Source organism: Aeribacillus sp. FSL W8-0870 (assembly GCF_037963755.1).
Taxonomy (GTDB): Bacteria; Bacillota; Bacilli; order Bacillales; family Aeribacillaceae; genus Aeribacillus; species Aeribacillus composti.
Map to the genome: position 1 here is coordinate 3,152,302 of NZ_CP150165.1, position 14,152 is coordinate 3,166,453.

Consider the following 14,152-nt stretch of genomic DNA (forward strand, 5'->3'; position numbering starts at 1 on the left):
TCTTTTTATCCGGATTAAAGCAGCTCACGTTTTGTCTGATGTCTTTTGACTGTTTGATGATGTTTTTCCGAAAATCGTCGCGCTCCCGCTGGTCGGATAGAGGAAATTGAAAGCATAGTAGAAAAGCTGACACAATTTAGTTTCTAATTTGCAGATGTCATCTTTTCTTTCGCTCGCTTTTCTTTTTCTTTTTTCATTCTTTCGATATATACATTTCCTTCCCGCTCAATAAAAATTTCTTCTATTTCTTTGTCTTTTTTAGCTGTTTTATATGCCATATATGCACTAAAAATAATTCCAACAATACATAAATATACCCACCACGGCAGAAACGTCATTCCATCTCCTCCTTGCATAGACAAGCTTTTTTATTTCATTTTATGCAAGGGGCTCTATATTATGATTCTCTATCGATGAAATGACGGTTTATAGAATGAGCGATTGTCCAGAGCGAAAATCCGTTCCGTAAATTCTCCCGGCTTGACTCGTTCAAGCGCCCGGTCCAGCATGTTCATTTTTGCATCGATATTATCAATATGATGGAGAATTTCCGCTTCCTTAACCATCGGCATTTTCGGACTTCCCCATTCCGGTTTCCCGTGATGGCTCAATACCATATGCTGCAAAATGACGACCTCTTCGCCGGAAATCCCAAGTTCCTTCGCTGCTTCTCCAATTTCGTTTACCATGATGGAAATATGCCCAAGCAAATTCCCTTCAACTGTATAAGAAGTGGAAATGGGGCCCGACAGCTCAATTACTTTGCCAAGATCATGAAGTATGACCCCGGCATATAATAAATCCTTGTCTAAACTCGGATAAAAGTCAGCAATCGCTTTGGCAAGATCAAGCATGGAAACAACATGATAGGCAAGGCCTGATACATATTCATGATGGTTTTTCGTCGCCGCCGGATATAAGAGAAAAGCGCTTTGATGCTTGTTCATCAAGAATCTTGTTATCCGTTGAATGTTTGGATTTTTCATTTCAAATATGTATTTCGTAATTTTTTCAACCATTTCTTCTTGAGATAATGGCGCTCTTTCTACAAAATCCTGTACATTTAAATTTTCATGCGGCTCTGCCAATCGGATGTTGCGGATTTTCAGTTGATTTCTTCCCCTGTAATGATGGATATCGCCAAATATTTTAACAATCTGTTGAGGCAGATAATTTTCTTCATCTTCTTTGCTCACATCCCATAGTTTTGCTTCAATTTCCCCGGAACGGTCTTGCAAAATTAACGTTAAAAAAGGTTTTCCATTGCTTGCAATACCTTTTGTTACTGATTTTATCAGCAAAAAAAGATCTACCTGCTCCCCAACATTGTAATGAATAATTCCTTTAGCCATCGTATTCTCCTTCCACTTTCCGCCTCGTAACTTATAGTATAGCATACGAACCAAATGTGCGACGGTCTAACAAATATATTTTATAAGTAAATGATTTCTTCGTCTTGAAAGTAAGATAATATATGCTGATGGCAAGTAAACAGCAGCATTTGATGATGATCCGACAGCTGTCTCATAATACTCACAATATTTTTTATGCGCAAATGGTCAAAATTCACAAAGCTGTCATCGATCATTAATGGAAGATGAATTCTCTTTTGCATGCTTTCTGCCAGCGCAAACCGGATCGCCGTGTACAGTTGTTCAGCTGTTCCTTGACTCAGTTCTTCAGCCGTAAAAATAAGCCCGTCTTTCCTTTTCACTGAGAAAGAAGGCGAACCCTCCGCCAGATAAATGTTTTCGTATTCCCCAGACGTTGCTATTCGGAAAAAATATTCCATTTTATGCAACAACTTCGGCATTTTTTCATTTCGAACATAATTCGTCGTATGTTTCAGCATCTCTCTTGCCACTGCCATTGCCGCCCATTTTTTCGCAAGCTTTTTTGCTGCAGAACGCTTCATTTCAAACGAATATTTCAACTCAGAATATAGACCTGATAGTTCTATTTTTCTAATCTCTATTTCTGTTTCCGCTAATTTCTTCCGGATAGAATCCTCCATTTTTTCGAGTTCTTCTTCTTTTTCCTCAAGAAATGTTTCTCGCTCTTTCAAAGCCCTCTCATTTTGATAATCGTTCATATCACTTGATGTCAATAATCCTTTCGTTCGCAGCTGCCCTTCAATCCAGTTTAATTCGGTTTCGATTTTTTCTTTCTCTTTTTTGAGCATTCCTATTTTTCTATATTCTTCCTCGCTTGCTGCTCCGGCTGACTGAAACAGCTTCTCTAATTCTCTTTCAATGCTTTGAAAGGTCAAACGAAATTTTGTTTTTTCCTCTTGAACCTCTTTTAGCTGCTTCATCAATGCCTCTTTTTGCGATCGTTTCTTTATATTTTCTTCCATTATTCTTCTCAGTTCTGAATAGCGTTTCTCAATTGAGTCGGCACGAATGTTATAATATTCACACAAAGGCTCAAACTTTTTTCTAAACTGATTTAAGTTTTCTTCATACAAACGAACTTTTTCCTCTAACATTCTTTTTTCTCTTATCAGCTTTTGACAGCTTGCGATGCGTTCAAACTGCTCAAGCAATTGTGATCCTTCGGCTTCTTTCGGAAGATGAAAATGTTCATAAAACGGGAAAATTAAATGTTGCAATTGATACTTTTCATGTTCCCATTCATCATATAACGAAAGAATCCGTTCATAAGCTTGTTCTTTACCTTTATAATTCATCTTTTCGATCTCAATTTTTTGGCGGACTTGCTGATCCTTCCATAATATTTCCTTAATATGCTTCAAACGCAACGTTCTTTCCAAGATTCGGGAATCATTTTGTTTATCAAGTTTTTTCACAAGCTGTCCATGCTCATTTTGTAAATGCTTTAACAGCTCATCATCCTGTGGACGGAAGAAAAAGAAAACAATGATGAAAGGAAGAAACGCTGTTAAAAACAGCCAATTCTTATAAACAAACGAAAGAACAATGGCAAACGCAAAAACAGATAGCAAAGATACAGTGAGAATTTTCCATTTTTTTAATTTTTCCCGATTCTTTTTTTCTCTTTCATTGATTTTTGCTTTTAACTGGGCAATCTGCTCTTTTAAATAATGTTTGTCGGCCGTTTGCGCCATTTCTTGTTCTATGGCTGACTGCTCCTCTATTAATCTTTCCCTTTCAGATGGATCAAGCAGAAAAGATTCGTATTCTTTTATGCGGCGCTCACATTCTTCCAGCGAATATTGGGCACGCTCATATTGTTCATCGAGAAGCTTTTTTCTTTGAAATAATTGTTCATATTTCTTCGCAGCATCCTTTATTTTTTCCTTCATGCGAACAGATGTGTCGATTTTTTTTATAGCATTTTCATCTTGATGGCCGAAAATATAGATGAGCTCCTCATGAATCTGTCCTTCCAGCATTTGTTGTTGAACAATGAAAAGTTTTTGTTCTTCTAATTGTTTTTGGATGAGGGGAAATTGACTTTTTAATTCCTCAAATATTGTCTCGTCAGCTGGACGGCCGTCGATCTTCAAGGCTGATAAGGAATCCTCGATCCCCTTTTCTTTTTCCTGCACCCTTCCCAGCTGTTCTAAAACTTCGTCTCTTCTTGCCGAAAGCTTTTCCAGCCGAACAAACCCGTCCTCCGGGAATTGAATGCCGTCAGGAAAATCTTTTAACAGCTGCAAGCATTCTTTCCGTCTTTCCAAAAGGGGAAGAACTGCTATTTGTTTTTCCACTTTTTTCCGTTCTGTTTTCAGCGTCACCTTCTCGTTCTGGCAGTCCTTCAGCTGCTTCTCTAAGCTGTCCCTTTCTTTGATCAAAAAATTGTAAGCGCGCTGCTGTTCTTTTGCATGTTGCAGTTCTGCAAAGTCCTCCATCAGTTTATTTAACGATCTGTTCAGCAACGGTTTTCGTCCGTTCGGTTTAAACAAATCCTCCTGCTCTCTCTGCAGTTTCTCCTCTAAACGATATAACTGATCAGACCCGAATACACTTGTTAAAAATAAATATTTTCCCAGCTTCTCACGATTCAGCTCATACACTTTTTGCAGCCCGAATAAATCAAAGGAAAAAATCGCTTGATATGTTGGTCTGTCGGTTCCTTTTAAAATTTCAGCCAGCTCTTTATCCCCTCCTGTCCGTCCATCCTGGAAATAAAGAGTTACATCCCCCGCTGCGGCTCTCCCTTTTACGCGCTCCACTTTTACTGTTCCGAAATTTTCACATTCGATGATTAATGCCCCGCCGTATTTTCCGCCCGCTTTCGGTTCGAACCGTTTATCCGGATGCTGTTTAACGGGAAATCCGAACAGCATGCTATGGATAAAAGACATCAGCGTCGATTTTCCGGCTTCATTTAAACCGTAAATGACTTGTATGCCATGATCCGAAAATGAAATTTTTTTATCTGCAAATTTTCCGTAGCCATAAATATGCAGTTCTTTTATTTTCATCTTATCACCTTTTTTACGACCGCTTCCATTCTTGCTTAAACAGCTCATAATAAATCATTGTTTTCGCTTCTTTTATCAATTCTTCTTTTTCATTTTCTGTGAAAGATTGAAAGAAACGCCGAAATAAACGATTTTTATATAAAGGCTCCATCGCTTCGTCAAATTGATGAAAATGATCCAAAATTTGTTCAAAATCTTTCGAAATGTAAGAGGAGGAGAAAAAGTCGTCGCTCGGCACGATTTGATGTTGAATGGAAACAATCCAAACGAATTCGTTCTTTCCTTCTTCCTCTTCATTCAATATTTGCGCAAGCTCATCCAAATGATCCTGATCCATAAGATCCCAAAACAATGATGAAGCTCCATCTAGCATAATTGTCAAAAGAGCCGAGCCATTTCGTCTCTGCTGTTCCTTTACCGCTCGAATATGATCATATAGCTCGCTAACAGCAGCTATTTCATTTACAGAGAGCTTGATTTCATTCCAAAGTATGTCAAATACCGGCACAAATCGGTACGCGCTTTTCCCGCCTTCTGCTAATTCTACAAGATACACTCCCTTTTCTCCCGTTTCTTTTTTATGGCGGCCTTGAATATTTCCCGGATAAATAATCGGAGGGTCGGAACGATGTAAAATTTGCCGTTTATGTATATGTCCTAAAGCCCAATAATCAAAATCTTTTTCCAATAAATTTTGAATCGTAAAAGGACAATACGGCTCATGTCCTTCCGTCCCTGACGCGGTGCCGTGAAGAAGACCGATATGAAGCGGCGCTTCGCTTCTTTTTTGAAATTTATAGACAATATTTTCTGTAACCGAACGAGTCGGATAGCTGTAGCCGTAAATGTTGGCTAAAACCTTTCCGTCGCGGACAAACGGTATACATTCTACATCACGATCGGAAAAAATATGAACGTTTTCAGGCCATTGAATATGAACCCAATTACCTCCTGTATGATCATGATTTCCAAAAATAATAAAAACTTGGATGCCTTCTTCATTGAGCCGTTCAAACTGTTTCTTTAATCTCAACTGGGCTTTCAAACTGCGGTCTTCGTCATCATACAAATCTCCTGCGATCAGTATAAAATCGACTTTTTCTTTTGCCGCCAGTTCAATTACACGTTCAAATGCCGTAAAAGTACTTTCTTGAATTCTTTTAAAGATGCTTTCCGGCAAATGCTCAAGCCCTGTGAACGGACTATCTAAATGCAAATCTGCCGTATGTATAAATGTTATGCGGCGAGTCATAGTCTCCCTCTTTTCACTCGTTTCCGGAACGTACGTTTGCTTTTCCATATTATATCATTTTAATGTGAAAAAATACATCCCGGTACCCGGGCCCCTGCCAAAAAATTTTTTAAAAAAAGCTGAAAGGATTTTTTTTCAGGAAAAAGAAATATATTTTTTAAAAAAGGATGTTTGAAATGCCGACATATTTTTTAACTGCGTTTACAAACAAAGGAGAACTGCTTTTAAATGAAAAGTTTGAAGCAAATTCAGAACAAGAGGCAAAAGAAATCGGTTCAAAAATATTGAAGGAGCATCAATGTTTAAATACCGCGCATCGCTTAGTTACTTCTTCTGGCCGGCTTGTTTTATTTCATCGCTAAAACTTATCAGGATTGACAGTCCACAAAACAATGACAGGGGAAGTCTTTCACAACAAAAATACTGCGCGGCATAAGCCGCCCGCTATATTCATCCTGCTCCCAAAATTTTATGAGGCTAATTTAAAATATCTAAATGGATATGACGCTTTTTAGCCATTTACCCGTGTGGAAAAATTGTAGTGGGCATCTAAAATCAGTTTTTTCCTAGTCCCCAGCATTTTGTGGGGGGCATTTTTCTTTCCAAAACTGACTCCCAAAAATTAGGATGATTTTGGTTCTGGAGCTTACTAAAATCCCGATCACAACAATGCTAATAATGGTCGCGACGACATCATATTTAAGAACTAAATTTGAAAAAGTAATAGCTAAAAGACCGACTATTCCAATTATGATAAACATCTTATTATCTCCCATTTTGTTCACAGAGCCCCCTTCAATATCATCCCATTAATTTAAAAAATCATTATGGCTAACATGATGAAACAGATTTATCAGAGGCTGTGCAAGAAGTCCTAAAAATAAAAGCAAGTAGAGAAAGAGCTCGTATTTCTCTACTTGCTTTTGTATGTTTTGTCTGAAGTCTGCCGGCTACGTTTGTTGCAGGCTAATGGCGCAATCGCTTTTATGATTAAGTCTCGCGATCTCATCTATTAAAATTTATTCTAAAGTGTTTTTAGGGAAATACGGAAATCGTTCTCCATTTTCGACGTTCCCAAGCTCTTGTTTTCTATCGGGCCCTCCTTTCAACACGACCCGATACGTATGTGGAGCGTAAAATTATCAATTTTCGCCATAAAGAGCGTTTAGCAATTTGATTTTTTCGTTTGTATAATGTTTAAAGCCATCGTTATACGATTTCGGATCTTTCGGATTGGCGAAATGAGTGATGTCCCGGGAAACCGGGTCGATCAATTTGCTTGATGCCCCGCAGCCTAATCCGATAATCGTTTGCATTTCTTCCATGATGATTATATTGTATATACTCTCATAACCCTTCCGGGAATATCCGACATTTTCTAAATTTCCTAAAATATTTTTTTGCCGGTACAAATAATAAGGCTCATAATGATTTGCCTTTGTCCATTCAACCGCTTTATTCATCATTTTTTCTACTTCGCTTCGTTCAGCTACTTTATATTTTTCTTTGTTTTTTGTCATTTCCGATGCCCGCTTAAAGGAAAGCGTGTGGACAGTCAATGATTCAGGCATCAATTTGGCTGTCTCCTCAAGGGTGAACTCAAATTCTTTTAACCCTTCCCCCGGCAGTCCAATAATTAAATCCATGTTGATGTTGTTGATGCCCATTTCCCTAGCTAAATGAAATTTTTCAATCGTCTCCTCAACTGTATGATGTCTTCCGATTGCTTTCAATGTTGCCTGTATATATGATTGAGGATTAATGCTGATTCTGTCTATGTTCCATTTTTTTAAAACATTCAGCTTCTCTCTTGTAATTGTATCCGGCCTGCCGGCTTCTACTGTGATTTCCCGAATGCGATCAACATTTGGAAAAGATGTATACATTTCTTCATAAAGCATATCCATTTCTTCTGCCGTAATGCTTGTCGGTGTCCCTCCGCCGTAATAAACGGTCGTAATATTGATGCCTCGTTCTTTTAACCATTCGCCGATCATTCTCATTTCATAATGCAGACCGCCGAGAAAAGAATCAACTTTTCCTTGCTTGCCACCAATAGCATAGGCAGGAAAGGTACAATATGCACATTTTGTCGGGCAAAAAGGAATGCCGATATAAATGCTTACTTCTTTTGTCAAATTGTAAAGATCAGGAACAACAGTTAATTGTTTTTCTACAATTTGTTCCATGATGCGAATTTTTTCATTTGATACGAGCAAATCTTCTTTTAATTGTTTATAAATTTCTTCATTTTTTCTTCCTTCAAGCTTCTTTTTATGAAAAAGCTTAGTGGGTCGGACACCTGTTAAAATCTCCCATTTTTGCGTAATTCCCGTATACTGTTGAAGAGCTGTTACATAAACATTCAATACCGCCTGCTTCATTTGTTTGAATTGTTCTTTTTCATCTGTTGCGGTAAAGCTTTTTTCTAAAAAAGCTTCATACGTTTTTCCTTCTGCTTTTAGCTCGCAAGCCAACCGAAAATCACTTTGTCTGAATTCGAAATTGAATAATGCTTCGATATCATGTTCAGAAGGTTTTAAAAAAATTTCGGCTTCTTCAAAAAACAAATTAGATATTAACTGAAGAGGCCGCATAAAACGTTCATCATTTATGCCGCTGATTTGAATGCGCATGTGATCACCTTGTCGAATAGAATAAAACTCCTTATAGTGTACTAAAGGGGATTTTTTCAGTCAATACGAAAAAAACATCCTAAGAAGCGGATGTTTTTTATCTGTTTTTAATTTTATTTAAAAATTTAATTGGGTATTGTTTTCGGAAATGCTCTTTTACCATATATGAAACGCCTTGTTCATCATTCGACCTCGTGATCCAGTCTGCTGCCCGTTTTACTTCAAACGGAGCATTCCCCATCGCAACCCCCAAACCTGCCTGCTGGATCATATCCAAGTCGTCAAGGCCGTCGCCGATTGCGACCATTTCATCCAGCTTAATGCCTAAATGATTGCCAAGTACCTGCAAGCCATTCAGTTTAGATATTCCCTTTGGAACAATTTCAATTTTTCCGTCATGAATCTCGATCACATCTACATCATAAAAAGAATCAAGTATCGTTTTTTCCGCCTCTTTCAATTCCTCCTTCGTATCAAAATATACATCAATTTTTGGGGCAGCTACTGGCTCATCAATTAACGCATCAGCAAGAGATCCTACAAATTGAATTGGATAAAAAAGCGGATCTGACGAATTCAATAGCATTTTGCTTACAAGATTTGAAGAGATTTTTTTCCGGTTGCCGATCGAAAAACGCTCATGAATGATTCGAATATTACAATTAAAATATTCGAGCACTTGCACAATATTAAATGTTTTTTCTTCTGAAATTCGCTTCACATAAAGAGGTTCATCTAAACGGTTTCCGATGAACGCTCCCCCATGAGTAATTAAGTGGCTGTCTATTTTGAGCGCCTTTGCAACTTTTTTTGCCGATTGAAAATGGCGGTTCGTCACCAAAGTAATATATACATCCTTTTTTTGAACAAATTCTATCGCATCCTTCGTAGAATGCTGAAGGCGTCCATTTGAACGGAGGAGCGTTCCGTCGATATTTAAGGCAAGCAAGCGGTAGAGCATGTGTTGTCCCCCTTCTCTTGTTGTTAAATTCTATTATGAAAATATGTCCTTGTGAGACAAATTAGAACTTTTGTGTACTAAAGGAAGGGGAAACATTATGACACCGATTCATATTGAACAGAAAACATTTCATTTAGTACTAGGGCAACAGCGCCAATGACCGTCGCTTGATCTCCCAGCTTTGACAACACAATTTCTGTTTTTTTCGCTTGCTCTGTCAAAGCTCTTTGTTCAACCACTTCTTGAATCGGAGTTAAAATAAAATTCTTTGCCTTTGCCAATCCGCCCCCAATAATAATCCGCTCTGGATTGAATAAATGGATAATGTTCATGATGGCAATTCCTAAATACCTGCCAGTCTCCTCTAATATGTCTTTAGCAAGCAGGTCTCCTTCTAATGCAGCCTCATAAATCAGTTGTCCGTTCACATTTTCTATCATTCCGTTTGTCCGTTCTATTAATTTCGTTTTATACCCAAGGGATATTTTGTTTAATGTACGCTGTTTAATCCCTTCAGACCCAACAAGTGCCTCTAAACATCCGTCATTCCCACACGAACATTTCAAACCGCTGCTTTCTATAAACATATGGCCGATTTCACCCGCTAGTCCGTTCGTTCCATGAAACAGCTTCTTATTTAAAATAAAACCTGCCCCAACTCCATGACTGATCTTAATGCATACAAGATTGCTAATTCCCACCCCGCTGCCAAACCAGTTTTCGCCTATTGCCATGGCACGAACATCATTTTCAATTTTGACAGGAAGACGAAATTCTTTTTCAAGCTCTTTTTTTAACGGTACATTTCGATGCTGCAATTGGGGAGCAAAACCGCTTGAACCTTCATCTGCGTCAATCCTGCCATGAATACCGATGCCAATTCCTACAAATTTTTTTAATTCTATACAAGCTTCATCCATCATAATGTAAAGCTGTTTGGCAATCATTTGGAACAAACGTGAACTCGTCATCTCTTCTTTCATGGTGATTGTTTTATATAAAAGTGTTTGAGCGTTTAAATCCGTGATGGCAAATCGGATTTCCCTCGGGCTGATATCAATACCGAAAACATAAAAATTTGATGAGTTGATTTTCAACAAAATGGGTTTTCTTCCCCCGCTGGAAGATCCGGTCTGCCACTCTTTTACCAATCCTTCTTCCAACAATTCATTTACAATATTTGTGACTGTTGGAGGTGTTAATTTTGTTTCTTTCGCAATGTCAGATCTTGAAATCGATCCGTGTGTCCGAATTGTATTAAGAATTAAAGATTTATTCAATGATTTCATTAATTGGAAACTGCCGACAATTTTTTCATCTTTCATGACAACCACCCCGAAATATACAGAGGCTCGTAATGTAAACCCTTACATTTTAGTATCTCAATGAATCAAGGTTTTCGCAAGTAATATTTTATTAGAAATTCCTACAGCTCGACGCTGAAAGAGGTAATGAATAGAGTATGAAAGGGGATTTCTCCCCTTTCATGTTTCATAATTTATTTTTCTAAATAATGGATTTCAGAAATTTTAACAGCTGTTTTTCCTCCAGGTATGTCTAAATCAATCGAATTTCCTCTCATTTCAAGCAGCAGCTGATTACCGATGGGAGATAAAAATGAAATTTTCCCTTGGTCAGGATCAGCTTCTTCAGGAAAACAGATTGTATATGTTTCTTCATCCTCTTCTTCCAAATATACAATTTTCACTGTCGCCCCAATAAAAACTTTTGTGAAAATATCTTCATCTTCTTGATTAAAAAGCTGTTCCAATTCCCTTACATATTGCAAAAACTTTTTTTGATTATTCATATAAAATCGGCCGATTGGAGAAGTTCTGTCATTTTGTTGTTTCTGAAAAAGCGTTAATTGTTCTCGCAATGCCGTTTTTAAGCTGGATAGCGTACTATGGCTCATAAAATATGCCACCTCCTTTTTCTTTAATAAAAAAATGGAAAATGAGTCTTTGGTTCATGATCTGTTCCCTCCAATTTTGAAAATGAAAAAAGAGATGCACAAAAAGTACATCTCACTCTAGACTACCAAATATTTTATTTTTTTCAATAAAATCCTTGATTTGATATTCTTTTCTTTTACTACTCACTTTGTTTTATAAAGCTCATCAAGCGGCTCCAAAATAATGCTGGTTATCCTCTGTAAAAGCATATTCATGCTTTCCTCTGCTTTCAACAATGCAGCAATCTTGCCGTTTTGCTGTACTAATTGAACGCATTTTTCTGCATGAATAATTTCTTCTTCAGTAATTTCTTTTCCGGTTACTTGTTTTTCATGCAGGTTTAATTGAGTGCTGCGAAAGTTGTGGAAAATGTTTTTCGCTGATTCATCGTGTTGGACATCATCATACAATTTTTTTAATTGAATATATTCCTTGCTTTGTTCTAATGCTTTTTTCAAATCGTACGCGGAATTATATAAAATATTAGACACTCCTAATCCCTCCTCGCTCCGCGAGCCCTTTTAGCTAATATAAAGGATGACAAGGCCGCCTGTCAAAAAAGTTTTAAAATTCCCTTACACCCTGAGGAATTTTTTTTTGGAAGTTCGGGAAGCTACGGTTTCATTTCATGAAGAGGAGAGTTATTAATTGTGCCGATTCTCCTTAGCTTTACGTCAACATCCACATGAACCGGTATATCTTTAAAATGAGCATGCCAATCTTTTTTAACTTTATGCCAAATCGACGGATGGCTGCGATGAAGGGCTTCTCCAAATCCAAAAATATCTACTTCATATTTTTTCTGGGAAGCTTGAATAGCTGTCAGAATATCTTTTTTAACCTTTTCCTCAGCTTTTTTCTGCAGAAGGTTTATCGTTTCTATTTTCTCCAAATCCATTCGTTCGCATTGAACTTCGGCTACCGACCCATCTATATGCAACTGAATGGTGCCTTTAAACTGATGACCGTCAACTTTTGTTTGAATCTTGCTGTTTGTTCGGATCGTTTCAATTGCCACCTTCTTCTCTTTGCATGGCACATTAATGACTGCTCTTTGCACTTTTCCTAATGCATAATGGAGACCATTGCTTTCCTTCTCCGTTAACCAGTCAACTAACTTATCTTTCCTCATGATAGCTACACTACCAAATTTGAGATACGCATCAGCTTTTGTTTTTTCAACATTTTCTATTTTTTCTCCAGCTTCAGGATTGCCTATTATTTCTACACCTATCACATGAGGTTCAATGCCTTTATAAACTAACTCGTTGACAAATTGATTGATTTCTATTGTTTCGATAGGCCCCCATGATTTTTCAGATAACTTTAATGAAGAACTTAATTTATGTGCGGGAATTGTCTCCAGCTGGCTAAGTACTTTTAAAATGTTTTCAGCTCTAGTGTTTTTAGCGATAGAGAGATAAAAATCTGTCCGAAATTCTTTCCCCCTTACTACATAATCAATAATTTCCCCCATTCCTTCTTTTGCTAAATCCTCTCCAATAATCAGCATGCGGAGATGACTTGAATAAACGGCTCTTGGCGAGAAAGTTGTCACTTTTCTCATCGCTTCAGACAATGTACGCGCTTTCGACTGGAATGTTCTAACAGGAGCTTTTGTTATTCCCCCTTGTTTTACAGTTGCTACCTGTCCCGGGTTGATCACTTGTATCGTTACAAGTAATTCATCATCTACTTTGTCTATTCCTAATGCTGAAACGATTGCGATGTCATTTAACTCCCTCCGATCCCAGCAGCCTGCCAGCAACATGATGGACGCCAATATGAATAAAAGACTTGTCAACCGCTTATTCATCTATTTCCCCTCACATGACGCTGACGTTTTTTCATTAGAGCTGTACCCAACAGGATGAGAGGAAAAAGAAACCCGATCGTTAAAGAGTACAAAGGCCAAATATTATGTACAAACTCAAAAAAGTGAACGATGTTCGGATGGAAGGCGATCGCATACACAATCAGCATCATAGAAATAGGAAGAGTAATCGAACGATAATCTTTTATTTTAAATAGTTGAGAGAGACCTAAAACAAAAGCATAAAAACTGATGGTTAGCTTATAAAAAATAGATAAAAACCAAATTCCCGCCATAATAACCTCTACGCGCTGAAAAAATTTTCCAATTTCAATTTTTCTTGCCAGGGCGTAGCTCGGATATATTTGTCTGGCTGTATTTTCGACACCTAAAACAAGAATGGAAAACATGACAACAAATGTAAGCAGGATTCCTCCAATTATAACGCCTACTAAAAATCCTTTTTTTGCTCCTTTTTGATGATTGACAAAGGGAGCAATCATTAAAAAAACGATTAATTCTAAATACGACAGACTAATAAAATGATAAAACCCAAATAAAATCGGTTTCATTCCTTCTCCCAATATCGGTTGCAGGTTTCCTATTTTGATTTGAGGCAAAATCGCGATGAAATAGATTGCTAAAAGGATGAATAGCCATAATGAAATGATTTCTGAAGAACGTCCAATCACTTCTAATCCTAAAAGGGTTGCCATAACAACGACTCCCATAAAAACAATATGGATAGCATCGATCGGTGTATCAGGCATCATTTGAGTAGTTGTAAAGTCGCCGATTTCCCTGAGCAATGCACCCGATAAAATAAAAGCATACATGAGAAATAATGCAACCGCGAATTTTCCAATCCATTTTCCGAGCAAAAGCTCGCATATTTCTACAAGAGTCATATTTGGAAAAATTGAATATATTTTAATGTACATAAGCACTAAAAGAATGGAGATGATGACCGTAAAAATGGTTGCTATCCAAGCATCCTGTTTCGCATCATTCACTAATGCAGTAGGAGCAACGAGAATTGAACTTCCAATCGTAAATAATAAAACTAACATTTTATATTGATTTGCTGTTATTTTCCCGTTGTCTAACATACCTTCACCAACCTC

At 37.5% G+C, this 14,152-nt stretch carries 13 protein-coding genes; 1 reads left to right on the forward strand and 12 read right to left on the reverse strand.

Annotation, left to right across the window (positions count from 1 at the left end; all coding sequences use genetic code 11):
* Positions 1 to 143 precede the first annotated feature (143 nt).
* The 4 genes from NSU02_RS15295 to NSU02_RS15310 all read right to left on the reverse strand — a co-directional run bounded on the left by NSU02_RS15295 (position 144) and on the right by NSU02_RS15310 (position 5,663).
* Complete coding sequence (locus NSU02_RS15295; RefSeq protein WP_063387307.1) at positions 144 to 338, reverse strand: sporulation YhaL family protein; 195 nt, start codon at positions 336 to 338, stop codon at positions 144 to 146.
* Positions 339 to 407: 69 nt separating this feature from the next.
* Positions 408 to 1,352 (reverse strand): 3'-5' exoribonuclease YhaM, encoded by a 945-nt coding sequence (gene yhaM / locus NSU02_RS15300; RefSeq protein ID WP_066248928.1) that lies wholly within the window; start codon positions 1,350 to 1,352, stop codon positions 408 to 410.
* An 80-nt stretch (positions 1,353 to 1,432) separates the two neighbouring features.
* Complete coding sequence (locus tag NSU02_RS15305) at positions 1,433 to 4,411, reverse strand: AAA family ATPase (protein ID WP_339193241.1); 2,979 nt, start codon at positions 4,409 to 4,411, stop codon at positions 1,433 to 1,435.
* Positions 4,412 to 4,424: 13 nt separating this feature from the next.
* Positions 4,425 to 5,663 (reverse strand): DNA repair exonuclease, encoded by a 1,239-nt coding sequence (locus NSU02_RS15310; RefSeq protein ID WP_165381992.1) that lies wholly within the window; start codon positions 5,661 to 5,663, stop codon positions 4,425 to 4,427.
* 176 nt (positions 5,664 to 5,839) lie between these two features.
* Here NSU02_RS15310 and NSU02_RS15315 point away from each other — a divergent pair, with 176 nt between their 5' ends.
* Complete coding sequence (locus NSU02_RS15315) at positions 5,840 to 6,025, forward strand: YhzD family protein (protein WP_339193242.1); 186 nt, start codon at positions 5,840 to 5,842, stop codon at positions 6,023 to 6,025.
* A 204-nt stretch (positions 6,026 to 6,229) separates the two neighbouring features.
* On the opposite strand, the gene NSU02_RS15320 is transcribed toward NSU02_RS15315, so the two are convergent.
* The 8 genes from NSU02_RS15320 to NSU02_RS15355 form a co-directional block, all read right to left on the reverse strand.
* Positions 6,230 to 6,424, reverse strand: coding sequence for a hypothetical protein (locus tag NSU02_RS15320; protein WP_133309138.1), 195 nt, complete (start codon positions 6,422 to 6,424; stop codon positions 6,230 to 6,232).
* A gap of 381 nt (positions 6,425 to 6,805) precedes the next feature.
* Positions 6,806 to 8,299 carry a coproporphyrinogen III oxidase gene (locus NSU02_RS15325; RefSeq protein ID WP_339193243.1) on the reverse strand — a complete coding sequence of 498 codons (1,494 nt, stop codon included), beginning with the start codon at positions 8,297 to 8,299 and terminating at the stop codon, positions 6,806 to 6,808.
* Between the two features lie 97 nt (positions 8,300 to 8,396).
* Positions 8,397 to 9,260, reverse strand: coding sequence for a Cof-type HAD-IIB family hydrolase (locus NSU02_RS15330; protein WP_339193244.1), 864 nt, complete (start codon positions 9,258 to 9,260; stop codon positions 8,397 to 8,399).
* Positions 9,261 to 9,355: 95 nt separating this feature from the next.
* Positions 9,356 to 10,585, reverse strand: a complete 1,230-nt coding sequence (locus NSU02_RS15335) for an ROK family transcriptional regulator (RefSeq protein ID WP_063387298.1) — start codon at positions 10,583 to 10,585, stop codon at positions 9,356 to 9,358.
* A 173-nt stretch (positions 10,586 to 10,758) separates the two neighbouring features.
* Positions 10,759 to 11,175, reverse strand: coding sequence for a GreA/GreB family elongation factor (locus NSU02_RS15340; protein WP_063387297.1), 417 nt, complete (start codon positions 11,173 to 11,175; stop codon positions 10,759 to 10,761).
* A gap of 183 nt (positions 11,176 to 11,358) precedes the next feature.
* Complete coding sequence (locus tag NSU02_RS15345; RefSeq protein WP_094244619.1) at positions 11,359 to 11,706, reverse strand: YlbF family regulator; 348 nt, start codon at positions 11,704 to 11,706, stop codon at positions 11,359 to 11,361.
* A 122-nt stretch (positions 11,707 to 11,828) separates the two neighbouring features.
* On the reverse strand, positions 11,829 to 13,031 hold the full coding sequence (locus tag NSU02_RS15350; RefSeq protein WP_339193245.1) for a Ger(x)C family spore germination protein: 1,203 nt from the start codon (positions 13,029 to 13,031) through the stop codon (positions 11,829 to 11,831).
* Positions 13,028 to 14,137, reverse strand: coding sequence for an endospore germination permease (locus tag NSU02_RS15355; RefSeq protein ID WP_339193246.1), 1,110 nt, complete (start codon positions 14,135 to 14,137; stop codon positions 13,028 to 13,030). The genes NSU02_RS15350 and NSU02_RS15355 overlap by 4 nt, the downstream gene beginning before the upstream one ends.
* Positions 14,138 to 14,152 lie beyond the last annotated feature (15 nt).